A 19,012-nucleotide genomic window follows, 5' to 3' on the forward strand; every position below is an offset into this window, starting at 1 on the left:
CTGGTGCTGGCGGTCATCAGCGGTACTGATCAATTCCCGGCTGGTCGCCCACATGGTTGCCTGCGACGTAGAGCTGTCTCAACGCGTATTCCAGCGCCGACAACGCCATCTCGGCCATCTCCAACTCCGAGTGGGTAAGACCACCGCTAAATAGGGCGTGTTCGATTGCGTTCTCAAGCTGCTCTTGCGCTATCTGCCCACGCCGGACCGTGGCTGCCAGCTCCCCGCGGAATGTCCTGCTGAACTCGGCGGCGGCGCGGAGCCTGGCTTGCACATCCTCGCGCCGCTCCATCCGGGTGTGGTCGTAGTAAGGGTCGTCCTCCCACGACGTGGCCTGCGAGGGCATGACAGCCTCGTCATGGTCGTGAACGCGCTGCGATCGATCGTGCACCGGGCATGCGCTCTGCTGCGGGCCCACTGACTCGCCGTTGCTCAACTGGCGGCAGGTGCAGCCGAATGCTAGCTGCACACTGCGCTGCACAAGCTGTTCAAGCATGGCAGTAGAAGGTGGATCCTCCATGCCGCTGATCAAGCTGCCCAACGTCGCGCGAGCGCGATCGGCGATTAGATCCGGGAAGGAAGGATCCGTGGTCATGCTCGCGAACCTAGACAACTCTCGACGCGCTGCATACCCCGGTCATTGTCCGAAGAGGAACATGTCGGTGTCAGCGGCCGTCAGGAAGGTCCGTTTGGTCAGTGAACTGTGCCAGCTTCTGTAACGCATCCTGCGTGGCCCGCCGCGCATGGGTAGCGGCTTGGGCAGTTGCCTCCTGGCTACGCCGCTCGCCCTCGGCACGTATGTGCCGGGCACGGGCGGCAGCGCCGACGGCGATCCGGCGGGCTGCCTGGCGGGCGCTCGCCGAAGCGGCCTGACGGGCAATCGCCTCCTGTTCGTGCCAAATCGCGTCGCGGGCCCGCGAGTGTTCCTCTTGGCGGCGCGCGGCAACTCCCATCGCCTTGCGCATCTCGCTCCAGCCGCCCGGCATGATGGCGTCAGCGTCTTCACCTTCGGCCCACCGCCATTCCCTCAACCGTCGCCGGACCCGGTAGAGCAGTTGCTTGCGTGGCAGACGGTCGTTCCAACCGGTGTCTGGGTGAGGGGCGCCGTTGGGCAGCTGATTTAGTGCGTGCCGCACGTCCCGGACGCACCAGCCAGCGTCAAAGTAGGGCCGCAGCACCTCGTAGAGGTCGTCCGCATCCAGTGGGCCGTCCTGCCCGTTACGCAGGCCGATCACCAGTAGCTGCAACACCCGCACCGCCGCGTTGCCCTGCTCCCGACCGGACGGCACCCGCCGGGGGTCGAACTCGTAGCTCTCGTCCTCAGCGTTGGTCAGGCACCGCTTGCACTGCCAAACCCTGCCCTGCGGCGTCGTGACAGCCTGCCGGGGGGTATAGGCGTGGCACACCAGGCAGGGAGCATCCGGCGGCGGCATACTCATCAGCCCGTCGTCAGTGGCGTAACGGGGCTTCATATCGTCACCTCACCAACATGATCTCACCTGGCAGCCTGCTACCCCCAGCAGCGTAGCCAAGCTGGTCGCCACTCAGTGGTCGTGGCCGTGCGCCGCATCCGCGCGGACCTCGATGCTGAGCGCGAGGACGGCCATCCGGGTCAACTCGGAAGCTGGTCCTCGGTGAGGGCGATGCCCTGAAGGTTGTCCAGTGGTGCCGTGAAGGCGTGCGGGCGGCTGCCCCGCAGATCGGCGCCGTCGAGACGGCAGGAGTCCAGTTCCAGATCGCTGAGGTCGCATGACCGCAGTGCGACACCGGAGAGCCGGCGGCCTCGGATACTCCAGCCGGCGATCTGTCGAACTCAGCCGCGTCGATCGACGCTACCGCGCGCTGCGGGTCGACGCCGAGGAGGGCGAGGCGGTCCGGCGGTGCGACGGACAGACAGCCACGCATCTGACCCGTGCGTCCACGGCGACAGCCAGGCATCCAAGAGGACGACGGCCGGGTCCAACGGCTGCCGAGCACCCACCGAGCGACCACCCGCCGCCCACGTACACGAAAAAGGCCCCGACCGGGTGTGAATACCAGGTCAGGACCTTGATCGTTGGTGCGCCGCCAGGGACTCGAACCCCGAACCCGCGGATTAAGAGTCCGCTGCTCTGCCAGTTGAGCTAGCGGCGCTCGTTCGGCAACGGAGAAAACATTAGCACCCGCCTGAGCCGGGCTCCAATCCGGTTACCCGGCTCCCCCCTTCGGTCGAGCTTTGCGGGCAAAAACCCGCAAACCTACCAGGGCGCTCACGACGGGGGCGTGGGTTGGCGCGATGATGCGGCACGATGTCCGCCAGGTACGCGAGAACAGAGGTGGGGATGACACGGTTCACGCGAGCCGGGGCGGTGGTGGGCGCTCTGACTCTGGTGGCGTCGCTGGCACTGACCGGGTGCGGCGACAAGCAGAAGCAGCCGACATTCGTCGGCGGAACGCCGGTGGCGGACGCGGGCGCCGCACCTGGCTCCTCCGCGCCCTCGGCACCTTCCACACCGAGCGAGCCGAGCGGGCCGACACTCACGCTGAGCCCGGCCAACGGCGCGAACAACCGACCGGTGAGCACGGAGATCAGCGCGAAGCTGCCGGACGGCGGAAAGGTGTCCGCGGTCACCCTGACCGCGGACGGCGGGGGCGCGGTGGAGGGCAAGCTGCGCATCGACGGCTCCGCCTGGGTGCCGTCCGCCCCGCTGAAGTTCGGCACCCGTTACACGGCCACGGTGACGGCGAGCGCCGCCGACGGGACGAGCAGCCAGGGCACCAGCAGCTTCACCACGATGGCCAAGCCGAAGTCGACAATCGGATCCGGCCTGTACCTCTTCGACGACAAGAGCTACGGGGTGGCCATGCCGGTGGTCACCGAGTTCCACCCCGGCATCCCGAAGAAGGACCGGGCGGCGGTGCAGAAGCGGATGTTCGTCCGCACCGATCCGCCGCAGCCGGGGGCCTGGCACTGGGTCGACAACGGTACGCAGGCCTACTACCGGGCCCCGGAGTACTGGAAGCCCGGCACGACCATCGCGGTACGGATCGCTCTGGCCGGGATGCCGCTGAGCAACGGCAAATACGGCGACATGGACCGTAAGGCCACCGCCAAGATCGGCCGGTCGCTCCAGATGAAGGTCGACAACGCCAACAAGAAGATGACCGTGTTCGAGAACGGCGCGCTGGTACGCACCATTCCGGTGAGCCTGGGCAAGAAGAGCACGCCGTCGTCGAGCGGCACCATGGTCGTGATGGAGAAGAAGGAGGCCACGGTCTTCGACACCCGCGACGATCCGGACCCGGCCAACCGCTACGTCACCGACATCCAGTTCGCCCAGCGGCTCACCTGGGGTGGCGAGTACATTCACGCCGCGCCCTGGTCGGAGCACGTGCAGGGGCGGCAGAACGTCTCGCACGGCTGCGTGAACGTGTCGACGGCGAACGCCCGGTGGCTGTTCGAGAAGACGCGGATCGGCGACCCGATCACGGTGAAGGGCACCGAACGCAAGATCGCCGCCGGCAACGGCTGGACGGCGTGGAGCCTGAGCTGGTCGGCGTTCATCAAGGGCAGCGCGCTGCCCGTACCCAGTGGTGGGGCCGGCCCTCTGCTCTGAGCCCTGTCGGCCTTCTCGCGCCGGCCCTGCCGATGGCAGGGTCGGCGCGTACCCTTGCACTCCGGCGAGGCGACGATGCCGCGGCGACCCCAGCGCCCCCCGCGTGGAGACGAGCCACGCTCACGAAACGCCGGATAATAGCAAAAATCCGGCAGCGTAATCGGCGTGTTTCGGTTCACCCTCGGCAACCGGGGCCGGCTCTGGCGCGTCAGTAAGAGACGATGGGGCAGCGACCACGACTGTGAGGGAATCATGCGAGCTAGCCAGGATCAGCTGATCAGGCGCCGTGGACGACGTCGCGTGTTCGCGGCGGGGTTCCTCGCCGTGGCGCTGGCCTTCACCGCCGCCTGCACCGACGGCGACGGCGGCAAGCCATCCTCGTGGCACGGCGGCGACGAGGCCCCGCCACCGAAGGCCGCGGCGACGATCAGCGAGCCGGCGGCCGACGCCAAGGACGTCCCCGCCTCGACCGGCATCACCTTCACCACGAAGGATGCCGTGGAGACCGCGGTCGCGCTCAAGGACGCGGCCGGCAAGGCGGTCGAGGGCGCAGTCGCCGCGGACGGCAAGACGTGGCAGCCGGCCGGCACGTTGGCGTACGGCACGAGCTACACCGCGACCGTGACCGCCACCGGCGACGACGGTCGTCCGGCCACCGTGACCAACACCTTCACCACCATGGCCAAGCCCGACAACCAGGTACGGGTGAGCAGCTTCCTCGGGGACAACCAGGTGGTCGGGGTCGGCATGCCGCTGATCGTGAAGTTCAGCCGGGCCATCCCGGAGGACTACCGCGACGACGTGCAGCGCCGGATGACGGTGACCTCGACTCCGGCCCAGGAGGGTGTCTGGCACTGGGTCAGCCCCACCGAGGTCCGGTACCGGCCGAAGGAGTTCTGGAAGGCCAACAGCAAGGTCTCCTACCGGGTGCGGGCCGGCGGCCTGCCGATGGGTGAGGGCTGGTACGGCCGCGCCGACCTGGCGGTAGACGTCAAGATCGGCCCTTCGGTGATCATGACGGTGGACAACAAGACCAAGCGGATGACGGTGACCCGCAACGGCGCTGTGATCAAGACCATCCCGGTCAGCCTGGGCAAGAAGAGCACCCCGTCGTCGAGCGGCACCATGGTGGTGATGGAGAAGCTGCGCAAGACGGTCTTCGACACGATGGAGGAACTGGGCCCGGAGGAGGGTTACCGCACCAACATCGACTTCGCGCAGCGTCTCACCTGGGGCGGGGAGTTCATCCACGCGGCCCCCTGGTCCGAGGGGCAGCAGGGCAGCGTGAACGTCTCGCACGGCTGCGTGAACGTGTCGATGGCCAACGGCAACTGGCTGTTCAGCAACACGCAGGTCGGCGACCCGATCACGGTCAAGGGCACCGAGCGCAAGCTGCAGAACGGCAACGGCTGGACCGACTGGAACATGAGCTGGGACGAGTACGTCAAGGGCAGCGCCCTCCCGTACGAGCCGCCGGCCGACCCGGCCGCCACCCCGACCCCGGACGGCGCGGTCACCCCGTCGCCCACGCCGACCGCCTGACCCGAGCGATGCGAAAGCCCCCTCTTCGGAGGGGGCTTTCGCGTGGTCCCCGATCGCACCCCCACAACGACTCAGGCCCCCTCCGAAGAGGGGGCCTGAGCAGCACAACCAAACTGGGTGACTGATGGGAATTGAACCCACGACAACCGGGACCACAACCCGGTGCTCTGCCAACTGAGCTACAGCCACCATGCCGCCGTCGCCCGGTCGATCGCCCCGGGCGGGGTGCGGACCAATAATAGCCGCACCGCGGTCGTCCCCGTCCAGCGGGTATCCGGGGCCGCCCGAGCGGGGGTCAGAGTTCGGCGGCGATCGCCTTGGCGGTCTCGACGTCCGGGCCGGGCAGCGGGACGAAGAGCGTGCGCCGGTAGTACTCCAACTCCCGGATGCTCTCCCGGACGTCGGCCAGCGCCCGGTGCGCGAGGCCCTTCTGCGGCTGGCCGAAGTAGACGCGCGGGTACCAGCGCCGGCACAGCTCCTTGATCGACGAGACGTCGATCATCCGGTAGTGCAGGTGGGCGTCGAGGCGTGGCATGTCGCGGGCGATGAAGCCCCGGTCGGTGGCGATCGAGTTGCCGCACAACGGCGCCGTCCGCGGATCTTTGACGAAGGTGCGGACGTAGTCCAGGACCAGGTCCTCCGCCTCGGCGAGGGTGACCACCGAACGGCGGACCTCGTCGGTGAGGCCGGACTTGGCGTGCATCGTCTGGACGATCTCCGGCATCCCCTCCAGCGCCGCCTCGTCGGCGTGGATCACCACGTCGACCCCGTCACCGAGCACGTTGAGATCGGGATCGGTGACCAGTGCCGCAACCTCGATCAGTTTGTCCCTGCCAAGGTCGAGCCCGGTCATCTCACAGTCGATCCAGACAAGGAGATCAGCCACCGGCACAGCCTACGCGCAGCCCACACCCCGCGGCTGCGCGCTCTCGGCGGACCAGACCGCTAGGGTTTCGGGGTGCCAGCCGATTCCGTAGCACCGCCCGCCGTCACGGACGACGATCCCGGCGGCCGTACGGTCCGTCGCCTGGTCACGGTGGTGGCCCTCATCGCCGTGCTGCCAGCGCTCTACCTGCCGGGCCTGAACCACAAATTCCTCGACCTCAAGATCTACATGTCGGCGGTCGACTGGTGGCGCGTCGGCCACCCGCTCTACGACTACGTCCAACCCGACCGGGTGCAGGGCGAGTTGTACTTCACCTACCCGCCCTTCAGCGCGCTGCTGCTGTGGCCGTTCGGCCTGCTGCGGCTCGACGCCACCGTGGCGATCTTCACGGTGCTCACCGTGCTGGCCGTGGTGCTGACCACCCACTGGCTGATGATGCCGGTCATCGCCCGGCACGACCTGCCCCGGGCGTTCACGCTTATCGTCGCCGTGCTGCTGGTGCTGGCCGTGGAGAGCACCCGAGAGACGATCACCTTCGGGCAGATCAACATGCTGCTGGTCGTGCTGATCCTGGCCGACCTCCTGTTCGCCGTACCGCAGGCGCGGCGCTGGGCCGGCGTCGGCGTGGGGCTGGCGACGGCGCTCAAGCTCTTCCCCGGCATCTTCATCGTGTACCTGCTGGCGACCAGGCGGTGGCGGGCCGCCGCGGTGGCGAGCGCGACCGCGGCGGCGGCGACCCTGCTCGCGGCGGCGATCGCCCCGCGTGACTCGTGGCGGTTCTGGACGCACGAGCTGTGGACCACCGAGCGGGTCGGACGCAGCGACATCGTCGGCAACCAGTCGCTGTTCGGCCTGCTCAGCCGATTCACCGCGCCGGAGAAGCCGGATCGCCTGGTCTGGCTGCTGCTGGTCGCCGTGGTCGCCGCCTACGGGCTGTGGCGGGCCTCCCGCGCGGCGCGGGCCGGTGACCCGTTGACGGGGCTGACGTTGACCGGGTTGGTCGGTTCCCTGGCGAGCCCGATCACCTGGACGCACCACATCTACTGGTTCGTGCCCGCGGTGGTGCTGCTCGCCGACGCGGCGTTGAGCGCCGACCGCCCGGACGAGGCACGTCGACGTCGGTGGCTGGCCGGGCTCGCGCTGGGCATCACCGCCGTGATCGTCTACGGCGTGGTGACGTTCCAGAAATGGGGCGCGGGATCGATCCGCACGCACGACCCGGCGGACTTCGTCCTGCAGAACACCTACGTGCTGCTCTGCCTGCTGCTGCTCGCGGTCCTGCCGGTGCGCGCCGGTCGCCGTCGCCGCGCCGAGCAACCACACCCTGAGGAAAAATCGCACCAAATGGACAGATCTACCCAGTAGCCGCCACCGGCGCTAATCTGGACTCATCTACCTCAAGCGTCGCTCGGGTAGCACCGATCCCCCGGTGAGGGTGGCCCTCCGCGTCGGCAGCGCGGAGGGCCACCCGCCGTTTCGTCGACCGCCACCGGCCGCGCCGCGGCCTTCGCGCCGGCCGGCGGCCAGGCGAGACTCAGCGTCACCTCCGGTGGTCGGGGCACCCGGACCGGCCTCTCCGAGTCGGCGCGGGTCGCGGACCGGGCCGGATCGGCGCCGATCCCCGCACCCGAACCGACCATGGTGAGCTGCCGCACGGCCGGAAACGGCGAGGCCGGTGCGGGGTCCCGAGCGCCCAGGCCACTCAGCGAGGTGACCCCGAGCCGGCCGGCGAGCACCGGGACCTGATCCGGCTCCACCACGAAGATGACCTCACGCGGGCGCAACGGTCGCAGCAGGAGCAGCAGGGCGCACGCCACCAGCAGGACGCCAGCGGCCAGCAGACTCCAGGTGGCGGGCCCGGTCCAGCCCGCCCGCACCTCGGCGCGCAGGTCCAGCGTCAGGTCGGCGACGCCGTCGGGGCGCATCAGCACCAGACTCATGGGCTCACCGGCCAGGTCGTCCGCGCTCCACTCCAGCGAGCCGACACCCTGGCGTACCCAGGACGGCCGAGTCGGCGGGCCGACCGGCGCGACGGCGGTCGGATCGACCGGGTCGCCAGCGGCGGGATTGGCCGGGTCCAGCCGAACCGGCAGCGGGCCCCGGGCCAGCGCCACCCGACGGACCACGGCGTGCGGCACCGACGCCAGCCAGCTCCGCACCTCGGCGGTGGGCGCGAGCCCCACGAAGGCCGGGCCGTCCGAGGTGCGGGCGTCCAGTCGCAGCCGGGTCTGCCCGGTACGCGCGAACGGCGCCTCCTGGCGCAGCAGGCGGTCGAGGTCGGTGACCACGACCGCGTGACCGGGCGTGCGGACCGTCTCGAGGCGGGCGGCGAAGGCCCCGTCGGGGTCGGCGTGTCGTGTCACAAACCACAACGCGCCACCGGCGAACAGCGCCGGAATCCCCATGGCCACCAGCAGCACACCGACGATCGCCCGCACGACACGCATTCGCACCGTCTCCCTCCGTAGCCAGATACTCGGCCGACCTTACCGACGTAGGCGCGGTGATCAGGGGATATCCACGGCACCGCCGGGTCGGACGGCGGAAAGCGCGCTGGCCCGCCGGAACGTGACGGCGGGCCAGCGGGTGGGACGGGGGTCAGGACCTGGCGACCGGCTCCCGACGGGTCCGGGAGAACGCCAGCCCGCCCAGCACCAGACCAGCCAGCCCGGCGACGAGACCGGCCACACCGAGGCCGACCGCGAGCCCGTTGCCGTCGTCGTCATCGTCGTCGTCCGACGACGAAATGGCGGCGGCACTGGCCGGGGCCGAGCCTGCCGGCGCCGCGGCGGCGGCGGCCAGGGTGAGAACCGGCGCCGGGTGCTCCGGCTCCTCGCCACCCTGCGCCGGCGGGTCGATCCAGCGCGAGATCTCGCCGTCCGAGTAGGTCTGCAGGACCTTGAAGACCATCGAGTCGACCTTCGGCAGCGGCCCCATCGAGACGGGGAACTCCTGGAACTGGCCGGGCTTCACGGCCGCGTCGCCGGTGGCCGTCCAAGTGATCTTGGAAATCGCCTCGGTGAGCTGGCTGCCGTGCACCTCGATCGGCGGGTCCACCTTGCGCTTCTCCGTCGCGACCGTCCAGCCGGGCACCGGCATCGTCGACACCGAGCCGACCGGGGCGTTCTCCGGCAGCGTCACCTCGATCTTGTTGGTCGAGGCGGTGTCGCTCTCGTTGGGCACCCGGAACGCCACCCGGGCGTACCCGCCCTGGGCCGCCTCCTTCGGGTTGACCGTGACATGCGCGGACGCCGGTCCGGCGAAGCCGAGCACAGCGGTGGCGGCGGCGGTGAACGCCAGGGCGGCAGCGGCGGTTGCGGTACGCCGGAATCGGGTCATGGGTTTCGCGAGCCTCTCTAACGGATCGGCACGGTGGCGGTCACCGTGGCCTGGTCGATGTCTGTCGTTCGGGCGGTGATCTTGATTTGCCAGTCGCCGGCGGCCGGCAGACTGATGTCGCCGTAGGCGTGGTTGTCCGTCAACGGCAGCAGCGGGACGTCGATCGGTTCGATCCCGGCCGAGGGCAGCGCCGCGGTCGCCTTCCACTCCACCACCGGCAGCGGCTGGTTGTTCTTGTCGTAGGCGTACAGGTGCACCGAGTTGTTGCCCCGCTGGGCCGGGCTCACCTCGATCTCCATCTCGTAGAGCGAACTGGACAGCTTGGTGCTGAAGGAGCTGGCCTCGGTGCTGGACGGCCCGGCCACCGCGGTGCGGGCGGGCGTGGTCTGCACGAGCGTGGCGGACAGGCCCAGCACCACCACGGTGACGGCCAACTCCACCCAGACCGCCCGGCGGACCGGCGCCGGGCGCTGCGCCGCGACGCGTCGACGCACCAACTGCCGGGAGTACGCGGCCACGCCGATCACCACCGCGAACAGCCCGATCTTGGCCAGCAGCAGCCGTCCGTACGTGGTCTCGATCAGCGCCTGCGGTGTGGCCACCTCGATCAGCGCCTGGACGGTGCCGGCCAGCAGCAGCGCCGAGACGGCGAGCGCCGCCCAGCGCGACCAGATGGGCAGGATCGCGCCCAGCTCCCGCTCGTCGGCCTGGCGCAGCAGGAACGTGGCGAGCATCAGCAGACCACCCAGCCAGACCGCCATGCTGCCCAGGTGGACCGCGTCGACCACCACGGAGACCGCCGGCGCCGGGGAGGCCGCCGGGTGCCCGGCCAGTGGCCAGGTCAGCAGGGCGGCGCCGCCGAGCACGGCCAGGATGGTCGCGTCGGTGCGGCCGGCCGGCCGGGTCAGCAGCGGCCGGAGCAGGAAGACGGAGGCCGCCAGCAGGCCGAGTCGGACCAGGTGGGCGGCGCCGAAGGTGCTGCCGAACACACTGCCGAACCCCTCACCTGTCACCTCGAAGAGACCACCGCCGGCCGTGTAGGGCACCTGCAACCACAGGTCGGCGAGGGTGGCGACGGTCACCAGGCCGAGGCCCGTCCAGGCCAGCCGCGCCGGCCCCCGCCGGGAGAGCCGTCGCGGCCACAGCGCGGCGAGCACAAGCGCGGGCCCGACCAGCAGGACCAGACCGAGGTAGCCGAGGAAACGCGCCACCTTCACGGCCGTACCCACCACCGGGTTGGCGCGGCTGTCCGTGCCGGAGTCGACGGGCGGCGTCGAGGGCGCGCCGACCGAGTAGGTGAACGCCCCGGACACCGGGTGGCTGTCGGCGGAGATCACCCGGAAGCTGACCAGGTAGGTGCCGCGCCCGCCGGCCGGGTCCACCGGGATGCGCACCGCGCCGCCGTCGAAGGACGGCTCACCCCGGTCGGCGCGGGAGCCGTCCGGCGCGATGACCCTGATCTTGCCGGGCACCTTGCGGACCGACTCACTGAACCGCAGGACCACCTCCGACGGCGCGCTCGGCACGACGGAGGAGGTGGCCGGGCTGGTGCTTTCCAGCACCGCGTGGGCGCTGGCCGGGGTGGCTGGCGCGATCAACAGGGCGACGACGGCGACCAGCAGGCCTGCGGCGGCAGCCAGCCGGGTGATCCAGCGGCGGGGGGCGACAGTCATGCCAGCCATGGTCGCCGACACGTGTGGATCTCGGCGACCCGAGTCGGGCAAAGGGCTCAACGCTGCTCAGCCGCCAGCGCCGCGCGGGAGGGGATCGCGTGTCATGAGCAGGTAGTCGGTCCGGGTGCCGAGAAAGTTCCCGACGTGGTGCAGACCATCCAGGCGCCAAAGGACCGTGACGCTGCGTCGGGTACCGCGTAACCTGATTTGTCGTGATCCCCGTCCCGCGTGACACAGGTGCCGCCGGTCCGGCAGAGCCGGCCGGTGACGTCGCCCGGGACCCGGCGACCGAGTGGGCGCTGATCGCCCGCGACGGTGACCCGAGCGCCCAGGCGGCGTTCGTCCGGCTGACCCAGAGCGAGGTCTGGCGGTTCGCCGCCGCGCTCGTCGACCCGGACAGCGCCGACGACCTGACCCAGGAGACCTACCTGCGGGCGTTTCGGGCGCTGCCCGCGTTCGAGGGCCGTTCCAGCGTCCGCACCTGGCTGCTCGGCATCGCCCGGCGGGCCTGCGCCGACCACCTGCGCACGGTGATCCGCCGCCGGCGGCTCGACGAGCGGCTGGCCGCGAACGCGTACACCGACCGCCCGCACCCGGACCCGGCCGGCCAGTTCGGCGCGGCGGACCTGGTCCGCCGGCTCAGCGCCGAGCGTCGTGCCGCGTTCGTGCTCACCCAGTTGCTCGGCCTGTCCTACGTCGAGGCGGCCGACGTCGTCGGGGTGCCGGTGGGCACCATCCGCTCCCGGGTCGCCCGGGCCCGCGACGAGCTGGTCGAGGCGGTCGGCGACGCCCTGACCGGCTGACCGGGGAACTTCCGGCGCAGACGGGACGACAAATGAGCGTGACCGCACCTTCCCCTCCGGTCGGCCGTTGGCCGGTCGTCCGGCCCTGGCTCGGCACGGCGGCACGGCTCGGCCTCGCCGCCGTCTGGCTCGTCGCCGGCGCGTCGAAGGTCGGTGACCTCGCCGCCTCCGGGCGTGCCGTCAACGCGTACCAGGTGCTGCCGTACGACGTGGCGACGGTGATCGGCGCGGCCCTGCCCTTCGTCGAGCTGGCGTTGGGCGTGCTGTTGCTGCTCGGGCTGGCCACCCGGCTCGTCGCCGGGGTGTCGGCCGCGCTGCTGGTGGTCTTCATCGTCGGGATCGCCTCGGCCTGGGCACGAGGGCTGGCCATCGACTGCGGCTGCTTCGGCAGCGGCGGGCAGTTGGGCGAGGGGCAGGCACCCAGTTACCTCCCGGAGATCCTTCGGGACCTGGGATTCTTGGTACTGGCCGGATTTCTGCTGATCTGGCCACGTACGCCGGTATCGGTGGACGGATGGTTGTCCGGCGAACCCGCTGTGGAGGACGAGGATGAGTAGTCGCAAGGGAAAGCGGGACTCCGCCCGGGTGGTCCGCGAGCAGCTCGCCCGCGAACGACGGCGCCGCCGCACGATCTGGGTCTCCGCCACGGCGGTCGTCGTCCTGGTCATCGCCGGTGTCGTCGGCTGGGTCGTCTGGTCCAACCAGCGCTCCGACACCTTCACCACCCCGCCCGGCGCGAACGCGGCCGGCACCGGCATCGTCACCGGTGGCGGCCCCGTCACCGTCGACGTCTACGAGGACTTCCTCTGCCCGGTCTGCAAGCAGTTCGAGCAGGCCACCGGGACGACGCTCGAGCAGTTGGTGGCCGACAACAAGGCGACCGTGGTCTACCACCCGGTGGCGTTCCTCAACCGCTTCTCCACCACCGAATACTCCTCCCGGTCCTCGGCCGCCTCCGGCTGCGCCGCGGCGGGAGGCAAGTTCCGGGAGTACGCCAAGGCGCTCTTCGACAGGCAGCCGCCGGAGGGCAGCGCCGGGCTCCCCGACGACCAGCTGATCGACATCGGCACCGGCGTGGGCCTCGACCGGGGCTCGTTCGGGGGCTGCGTCAAGGACGGCACGTACAAGACCTGGACCGAACACGTCACCGACGAGGCCGGCCGGAGCAAGGTCACCGGCACCCCGACGGTCATGGTCAACGGTCAGCCGCTCACCAGCCCGACCCCGGAAAGCCTCACCGCGGCCGTGGCGGCGGCCGGCAAGTGATGCGTACCCTGCTGGCTCGCGCCGGCCTGGTCGTCGCCGCCGCCGGCGTGGCGACCCTGCTCACCGCGGCGCCCGCCGCCGCGCACGGCGCGGACGCCCCCGACGGCACCGACTACCGCACCCGGACCACCGGGGTCACGCCGCAGCGGCCAGGACTGGAGGTACGCGTCGTCGAGGCGGGCGCCCGACTGGAGCTGACGAACGACACCGGTCGGGCCGTCGAGGTCATCGGCTACTCCGGCGAACCGTACCTGCGGGTCACCCCGGACGGGGTCTTCGAGAACAGCCGCTCCCCCGCCACCTACCTCAACCGCACCATCGCCGGGGACACCGCGCTCCCGGCCGAGGCCGACCCGGCCGCCCCGCCGACCTGGCGGCGGATCGCCGACGGGACCACCGTGCGCTGGCACGACCAGCGCGCGCTGTGGCAGGAGTCGGCACCACCGGCGGCGGTCCGCGCCGCACCGGACCGGGAGCACCGGGTCCGGGACTGGACGATCCCCCTGCGAGACGGCGCCGACCCGGTGGCGATCGGCGGGACGCTGGACTGGGTGCCGCCGCCGGACGCCTACACCTGGTGGGCGGTGACGATCGTCGGGCTGCTCGCGGTGGGCGCGCTCGGCCTGGTCGCCGCCGCGGCCCCGGCCGGCGGTCGCGCGCTGTCCGTGCTCGGGGCGCTGCTGATCGCCGGCGGCGTGGCGGCCGTCGGCTACCCGGTGGGACGGGAGCTGGACGCGGGCGCCCAGGGTGTGGGCGGGGTGCTTCTCGGGCTGCTGTCCGGGCAGATCTGGTCGCTGCTCACCGGCCTCGGCGCGATCGCCGCCGGGTGGTACGCGCTGGCCCGCCGACCGGCCGCCGACTTCGCGGTGACGCTGGCCGGGGCCTGCGTGGCACTGTTCGCCGGTGCGGCGAACGCCGCCGTGTTCGCCCGATCCATCGCCCCAGTCCCCTGGCCGGCCGAGGTCGCCCGGGTGATGGTCGCGCTGGTGCTGATCACGGGCACCGGAGCAACAGCAGCAGGAGTCCTCCGCCTACACGCAACCTCCCGCACCCCCCAACCCACCCCACCGGCCCCCGCCCCACCCACCCCCGTTGATCATGAGGTTATTGCCCCCGACACGCCGAGAGAAGGGCGATAACCTCATGATCAACGGGGGTGGGGTGGGGGTGGGGTGAAGCCTTGGGGGAGTTCTAGGCGGTGTTGAGCCAGCAGGGGCGCGTTGTTCAGCAGGGCCGGGGTGGGGGCGTCGGCGACGATTCGGCCGCCGTCCAGGATCACCGATCGTTCGCACAGCTCCGCCGCGTACGGCAGGTCGTGCGTGACCATCAGCAGCGTCACCGGCAGGCCGCGCAGGATCTCGGCCAGCTCACGACGGGCGGCAGGGTCCAGGTTCGACGACGGCTCGTCGAGCACCAGGATCTCCGGGTGCATGGCGAGCACGGTGGCCACCGCCACCCGGCGGCGCTGGCCGAAGGAGAGGTGCTGCGGGGCCCGGTCGCGGTGCGCAGCCATCCCCACCGCGTCGAGCGCCTCGTCCACCCGGGCGGCCAGCTCCGCCCCGCGCAGCCCCAGGTTCGCCGGCCCGAACGCCACGTCCTCCGCCACCGTGGGCAGGAACAACTGGTCGTCCGGGTCCTGGAAGACGATGCCCACCCGGCGACGCACCTCGGCCAGGGTGGCCCGGTCCGGCGTGACCGTCAGGCCGCCGACGCTCACGCTGCCCTCGATCGGGGCGAGGATCCCGTTGAGGTGCAGCACGAGCGTGGTCTTGCCGGCGCCGTTGGGCCCGAGCAGCGCCACCCGCTCGCCGCGCGGCACGCTCAGGTCCACCCCGTGCAGGGCGACGTGCCCATCCGGGTACGCGTACCGAACGCCACGAACGTCCAGCGAGAGAGCGGTCTGCACGACACCGATCATGACAGCACGACGGCGGTGGCGGCGATGGAGGCGGCCAACACCGGCACTGTCGACGCGACAAACCACTGACCGGCGCTGGCAGCGCCGTCGCCCTGCCACACGGCGGGCATCCGCCCGGTGTAACCACGCGACAGCATCGCCAGGTAGACCCGCTCACCGCGTTCGAACGCGCGCAGGAACAACGCCCCGATCCCGGCGGCGAAGCCGCGCAACTGCCACAGGAAGCGCGGATCGTCGCCCCGGGAGATCCGAGCCACCCGCATCCGCCGCGCCTCACCGACAAGCACGTCGAGGTAGCGCAGCATGAACGTGGCGATCTGGGTGAGCACCTGCGGGCAGCGCAACCGGTCCAACCCCACGATCAGGTCCCGGGTGGTGGTGGTCGCGGCGAGCAGCAGCGACGCGAGCACGCCCAGGGTGCCCTTGGCCAGGATGTTCCACGCGCCGTGCAGGCCGTCCTCGGACAACCGCAGGCCCAGCACCTCGACCCGGTCGCCGCTGCCGAGGAACGGCAGCGCCACGGCGAACAGCACGAACGGCAGCTCGATCAGCGCTCGGCTGAGCAGCCACCGCGGCCCCACCCGGGCCAGCGCCGCCACGACCGCCACCAGCACGGCGTACGCGCCGAAGGCCCAGAACGCCGTACGTGGGGTGGCCACCACGGCGATGGTGAAAACCACCATCGCCACGATCTTGACTTCGGGCGGGAGCCGGTGCACCGGCGAGTCCGACTCGCGGTACAGCACATGCCCGTGACCGGCACCCATCGCGCGTACCCCTGCTCAGCTCGTCGCGTCGGCGCGGCGCCGGACGTCGCCGGCGTCGCCCTCGGCGGGTGTCGTCGTGCCTCCGTCGGACGGCGTCGTGCCGTCGGACGGCGTGGCGCCTCGGCGGCGCAGCAGCCAGAACCCACCGGCGCCGATCGCGAATGTGACAAGCACCCCGAGCACCCCGGAGAGGCCCGTGGAGACGAAGCTGTTGGACACGCCGCGCACGCCGTAGTCGGCAAGCGGGCTGTCGGCGAACTCGTGGTCGCGGGCCTGCTGAGCCGGGCAACTACCGCCGACGATGTTGTCGTCGGCGTCGACCGTGCAGCCCTTGAGCAGGGACGAATCCAGCCCGTCCGGGTGGGACGAGGCGTAGTTGCTCACCACCCCGGCGAGCAGGAGTGCGACAAGCAGGCCACCGGCCAGGAACACCCACGAGCGATTCTTCATCGGACACCTCCAGCGACCGGGACAGCGGGGGCGGCGGGGGTGCGCAGCGAGCGCAGCGCGTACACCAGGTCGGGTCGCACCTTCGCGACGGTGAGCACGGTGGTCGCGGTGATCAGGCCCTCGCCGATGCCGATCAGCAGGTGGACGCCGGCCATCGTGCCAGCCAGACCGGTCAGGTTGCTCCCCAGGTCGGTGGTGCCGCCAAGCCAGTACTGCAGGACGAAGCCCTGCGACGCGACCACCACGCTGAGCGTCGCGGCGACGAACGCGGTCACGGCCAGACCTGCCCGCGTACGGGGCAGCACCCGCAGCAGCACGGCGATCAGCACGTACGCCGCGGCGGTGCCGATCAGCGCCATGTTCGTGATGTTGAGGCCGAGCATCGCCACGCCGCCGTCACCGAAGATCAGTGCCTGCACCACCAGGACCACGGACACGCAGAGGGCGCCGACCCACGGGCCGACGAGCATGGCGGCGAGCGCGCCGCCGAGCAGGTGACCACTCACGCCGGCCGTGAAGATCGGGAAGTTGAGCATCTGGACGGCGAAGATGAACGCGGCCACCAGGCCCGCCATCGGGGCCAGCCGGTCATCCAGGTCGCGCCGGCCGCGCAGGACACAGACGGTTAGCGCGGCAAGAGCGAGCGCAGCGAAGATCGCCGCCACGGGACCGTCGATGATCCCGTTCGAGATGTGCATCGCAACTGTTTCCACGCGACCTCCCACACGTCAGCGGGCCCGACCCGGCCAGCGAGCGTCAGCCTATTTCCCATGAGTCGTTGTTGCCAGAGCCTGGCAACAACGCGAGGTGATGATCACCTTTCGGCCGGCCAAACGCGGCGGCGCTCGGTCACCCGGGTGATCGACCCGCCATCCAGAGACCCGGCGCGCCCACGACGTGATCAACTCGCCTTCCTGAAACCCGGCGCGTCCACGACGTGATCAACTCGCCTTCCTGAAACCCGGCGCGTCCACGACGTGATCAACTCGCCTTCCCTGATGTCGGGGTGTCCGCGACCCCGGGACGCCCCGATTTCCTGGACGACGAGTCGATCACCAGCCGGCGACGCCGACGGGCTCGCGGGTGGCCCGTGCGATCGGCAGGCGGGTCGTGGCTTCACCAGATCCCCAGCTCCGCACCGAGCTGCCCTGCCTCGCCGCCGACGGCACCCGCCCGGCCGGCGGTATCGTCGGGCCATGACCACGCCCGACCGCCTCTCCCCCGGTGACCCCGCGCCCGAGTTCACCCTCGCCACCGACACCGGCGACCAGCTCTCCCTCGCCGACCTGCGCGGCCGCAAGGTGGTCCTGTACGCCTACCCGGCCGCGATGACCACCGGCTGCACCAAGCAGGCCTGCGACTTCCGCGACTCGCTCGCCTCGCTCCAGGCCGCCGGCTACGAGGTCGTCGGCATCTCCCCGGACAAGCCGGCAAAGCTGGCGAAGTTCCGCGAGCGCGACGCGATCACCTTCCCGCTGGTGTCCGACCCGGACCGGGCGGTGCTGAGCGCCTACGGCGCGTACGGCGAGAAGCAGCTGTACGGCAAGACCGTCACCGGCGTGATCCGCTCGACGTTCGTGATCGACGCCGACGGCAAGATCGAGCGAGCGCTCTACAACGTCAAGGCCACCGGACACGTCGCCAAACTCCGCCGCGACCTCGGCCTGGACTGACTGTCACACCGGGCCGCTACGGTCCGTCAATGGTTCGCTACAAATACACGCCGGAGGCGCTGGCCGCCGCAGCCGCCGCCGCGCGCAACATCACCGAGGTGATGCGGCTGCTCGGCGTACGCGTCAGCGGCGGCTCGCACGCGCACATCAGTCGTCAGCTGAAGAGGTTCGGCATCGACACCTCGCATTTCACCGGCAGTGCACACAGCATGGGCCGGCGGGGTGAACGGCGCACCACATCCGCACAACTCCTGGTCGTGCTGCCAGAAGGGTCCCGCCGGACACCAGGCGTGCGGTTGAAATGGGCGCTGCGCACACTCGGCGTGCCGGAGGAGTGCGAGGGGTGCGGGATTGGGCCAGTGTGGCGGGGCGCTTCACTCACCCTGCACGTCGATCACATCAACGGCGATTTCCTGGACAATCGGCCGCCGAACCTTCGCCTTCTCTGTCCGAACTGTCACAGCCAGACCGCGACCTATGCTGGCCGGCGAAACCGAACTCCTGATCTCGCCATCCACGTGGAGCCGGGCGATGGGGAGCAGCGCTCACCCGAGACGGCCGACTCCGATCGCCGACCGGCCACGCCGGAGGAGATCGTCGACCTGTTCGGTCGAATTGACGCACAGCAGATGACGGCCCTGGAGGCGGCACGGCAGGTGGGCTGGCCCTCGGCCTATCTTTACAAGGTTCGGCGGAGACTTGAGCAGGACGGCGTCCTGAGACCACGGCCCCATCGCAGTTGGCGTTCGAGGGCCCATCGTGACACGGTCATAGAACAGGCGCTGGCGCATCCAGAGGTCGGGCCGAAGAGACTGTCCGGCATTCTCCGCAACCTGCCCGACGGCGGATGCAGGGTGAGCCACGGCACGGTCTCGACCATTCTCCGGGAGGCCGGGCTCAACACCGCCGAAGCCAGACGTTCTAGACTCAGGGCGTTGGCGGGAGTGGCGTAACGGCAGCCGCGCAGGTCTTAGGAACCTGTATCCGGAAGGATGTGGGGGTTCGAATCCCCTCTCCCGCACAGGTCGGGCACGCACCCGCCCCAGCCCGGGCTTGTCGGGCGTGTCACTGTCGAGGGTCGCGGGCCTGGTCGGCGGGT

General features: G+C 70.7%; 19 protein-coding genes, 3 tRNA genes and 1 pseudogene. 10 read left to right on the top strand and 13 right to left on the bottom strand.

The genetic code is table 11. The annotated features are described in order from the left end of the window. Positions 1-16: 16 nt before the first annotated feature. The 4 genes and pseudogenes from ACLQ29_RS00200 to ACLQ29_RS00215 form a co-directional block, all read right to left on the bottom strand. The gene (locus ACLQ29_RS00200; RefSeq protein WP_425769635.1) at positions 17-595 is read right to left on the bottom strand and encodes a hypothetical protein; all 579 of its coding nucleotides are present in this window, start codon (positions 593-595) and stop codon (positions 17-19) included. Positions 596-665: 70 nt separating this feature from the next. Next, positions 666-1,472 carry a hypothetical protein gene (locus ACLQ29_RS00205; RefSeq protein ID WP_425769636.1) on the bottom strand — a complete coding sequence of 269 codons (807 nt, stop codon included), beginning with the start codon at positions 1,470-1,472 and terminating at the stop codon, positions 666-668. Positions 1,473-1,544: 72 nt separating this feature from the next. Then, positions 1,545-1,777 (bottom strand): annotated as a pseudogene (locus ACLQ29_RS00210) (pentapeptide repeat-containing protein); the annotation flags it as partial. Positions 1,778-2,057: 280 nt separating this feature from the next. Next, a tRNA-Lys gene (locus ACLQ29_RS00215) sits at positions 2,058-2,133 on the bottom strand. A 188-nt stretch (positions 2,134-2,321) separates the two neighbouring features. On the opposite strand from ACLQ29_RS00215, the gene ACLQ29_RS00220 reads away from it, so the two are divergent. Together ACLQ29_RS00220 and ACLQ29_RS00225 are read left to right on the top strand one after the other, a co-directional pair. Continuing rightward, positions 2,322-3,596 carry an Ig-like domain-containing protein gene (locus ACLQ29_RS00220; protein WP_425769637.1) on the top strand — a complete coding sequence of 425 codons (1,275 nt, stop codon included), beginning with the start codon at positions 2,322-2,324 and terminating at the stop codon, positions 3,594-3,596. 252 nt (positions 3,597-3,848) lie between these two features. Continuing rightward, positions 3,849-5,138, top strand: coding sequence for an Ig-like domain-containing protein (locus ACLQ29_RS00225; RefSeq protein ID WP_425769638.1), 1,290 nt, complete (start codon positions 3,849-3,851; stop codon positions 5,136-5,138). Between the two features lie 116 nt (positions 5,139-5,254). Here ACLQ29_RS00225 and ACLQ29_RS00230 read toward each other — a convergent pair. Both ACLQ29_RS00230 and orn read right to left on the bottom strand, forming a co-directional pair. Next, positions 5,255-5,327 (bottom strand) — tRNA-His (locus tag ACLQ29_RS00230). Between the two features lie 106 nt (positions 5,328-5,433). After that, entirely contained in the window at positions 5,434-6,030 is a 597-nt protein-coding gene (gene orn / locus ACLQ29_RS00235; RefSeq protein WP_425769639.1) for an oligoribonuclease, read from the bottom strand. A gap of 66 nt (positions 6,031-6,096) precedes the next feature. Between orn and ACLQ29_RS00240 the strand changes: the two genes are divergently transcribed. Further along, entirely contained in the window at positions 6,097-7,389 is a 1,293-nt protein-coding gene (locus tag ACLQ29_RS00240) for a glycosyltransferase family 87 protein (RefSeq protein ID WP_425769640.1), read from the top strand. A gap of 32 nt (positions 7,390-7,421) precedes the next feature. Here ACLQ29_RS00240 and ACLQ29_RS00245 read toward each other — a convergent pair whose 3' ends face one another. The 3 genes from ACLQ29_RS00245 to ACLQ29_RS00255 form a co-directional block, all read right to left on the bottom strand. Further along, the gene (locus ACLQ29_RS00245) at positions 7,422-8,471 is read right to left on the bottom strand and encodes a hypothetical protein (RefSeq protein WP_425769641.1); all 1,050 of its coding nucleotides are present in this window, start codon (positions 8,469-8,471) and stop codon (positions 7,422-7,424) included. Positions 8,472-8,622: 151 nt separating this feature from the next. Further along, positions 8,623-9,363 carry a YcnI family protein gene (locus tag ACLQ29_RS00250; RefSeq protein ID WP_425769642.1) on the bottom strand — a complete coding sequence of 247 codons (741 nt, stop codon included), beginning with the start codon at positions 9,361-9,363 and terminating at the stop codon, positions 8,623-8,625. 17 nt (positions 9,364-9,380) lie between these two features. After that, positions 9,381-11,045, bottom strand: coding sequence for a copper resistance CopC/CopD family protein (locus ACLQ29_RS00255; RefSeq protein WP_425769643.1), 1,665 nt, complete (start codon positions 11,043-11,045; stop codon positions 9,381-9,383). Positions 11,046-11,248: 203 nt separating this feature from the next. On the opposite strand from ACLQ29_RS00255, the gene ACLQ29_RS00260 reads away from it, so the two are divergent. Genes ACLQ29_RS00260 through ACLQ29_RS00275 form a run of 4 tightly spaced genes read left to right on the top strand, consistent with a single transcriptional unit; the run spans position 11,249 to position 14,244 of the window. Beyond that, positions 11,249-11,839, top strand: coding sequence for a sigma-70 family RNA polymerase sigma factor (locus ACLQ29_RS00260; RefSeq protein ID WP_425769644.1), 591 nt, complete (start codon positions 11,249-11,251; stop codon positions 11,837-11,839). Positions 11,840-11,871: 32 nt separating this feature from the next. After that, on the top strand, positions 11,872-12,396 hold the full coding sequence (locus ACLQ29_RS00265) for a MauE/DoxX family redox-associated membrane protein (RefSeq protein WP_425769645.1): 525 nt from the start codon (positions 11,872-11,874) through the stop codon (positions 12,394-12,396). Then, positions 12,389-13,105, top strand: coding sequence for a DsbA family protein (locus ACLQ29_RS00270; protein ID WP_425769646.1), 717 nt, complete (start codon positions 12,389-12,391; stop codon positions 13,103-13,105). Before ACLQ29_RS00265 ends, ACLQ29_RS00270 begins: the two co-directional genes overlap by 8 nt. After that, positions 13,105-14,244: a hypothetical protein gene (locus ACLQ29_RS00275; protein ID WP_425769647.1), complete on the top strand. Its 1,140-nt coding sequence runs from the start codon at positions 13,105-13,107 to the stop codon at positions 14,242-14,244. Before ACLQ29_RS00270 ends, ACLQ29_RS00275 begins: the two co-directional genes overlap by 1 nt. A gap of 8 nt (positions 14,245-14,252) precedes the next feature. Here the strand turns inward: ACLQ29_RS00275 and ACLQ29_RS00280 are convergent, their stop codons facing one another. The 4 genes from ACLQ29_RS00280 to ACLQ29_RS00295 are packed head-to-tail and all read right to left on the bottom strand — an operon-like array spanning position 14,253 to position 16,953. Continuing rightward, positions 14,253-15,023 carry an energy-coupling factor ABC transporter ATP-binding protein gene (locus ACLQ29_RS00280; protein WP_425769648.1) on the bottom strand — a complete coding sequence of 257 codons (771 nt, stop codon included), beginning with the start codon at positions 15,021-15,023 and terminating at the stop codon, positions 14,253-14,255. Further along, on the bottom strand, positions 15,020-15,790 hold the full coding sequence (gene cbiQ / locus ACLQ29_RS00285; protein WP_425769649.1) for a cobalt ECF transporter T component CbiQ: 771 nt from the start codon (positions 15,788-15,790) through the stop codon (positions 15,020-15,022). Before cbiQ ends, ACLQ29_RS00280 begins: the two co-directional genes overlap by 4 nt. Before the next feature lie 15 nt (positions 15,791-15,805). Then, complete coding sequence (locus ACLQ29_RS00290; protein WP_425769650.1) at positions 15,806-16,240, bottom strand: PDGLE domain-containing protein; 435 nt, start codon at positions 16,238-16,240, stop codon at positions 15,806-15,808. Beyond that, positions 16,237-16,953 (bottom strand): energy-coupling factor ABC transporter permease, encoded by a 717-nt coding sequence (locus ACLQ29_RS00295; protein WP_425769651.1) that lies wholly within the window; start codon positions 16,951-16,953, stop codon positions 16,237-16,239. The genes ACLQ29_RS00290 and ACLQ29_RS00295 overlap by 4 nt, the downstream gene beginning before the upstream one ends. Positions 16,954-17,436: 483 nt before the next feature. Here ACLQ29_RS00295 and bcp point away from each other — a divergent pair, with 483 nt between their 5' ends. From bcp to ACLQ29_RS00310, 3 genes are all read left to right on the top strand, one after another. After that, entirely contained in the window at positions 17,437-17,913 is a 477-nt protein-coding gene (gene bcp / locus ACLQ29_RS00300) for a thioredoxin-dependent thiol peroxidase (RefSeq protein ID WP_425769652.1), read from the top strand. A 29-nt stretch (positions 17,914-17,942) separates the two neighbouring features. Beyond that, positions 17,943-18,866 (top strand): hypothetical protein, encoded by a 924-nt coding sequence (locus ACLQ29_RS00305; RefSeq protein ID WP_425769653.1) that lies wholly within the window; start codon positions 17,943-17,945, stop codon positions 18,864-18,866. Beyond that, positions 18,852-18,934 (top strand) — tRNA-Leu (locus ACLQ29_RS00310). The genes ACLQ29_RS00305 and ACLQ29_RS00310 overlap by 15 nt, the downstream gene beginning before the upstream one ends. The last annotated feature ends 78 nt before the right edge of the window (positions 18,935-19,012 follow it).

The sequence above is a fragment of the Micromonospora sp. DT228 genome (genome assembly GCF_049841595.1).
In the GTDB taxonomy this organism is placed as follows: Bacteria; Actinomycetota; Actinomycetes; order Mycobacteriales; family Micromonosporaceae; genus Micromonospora.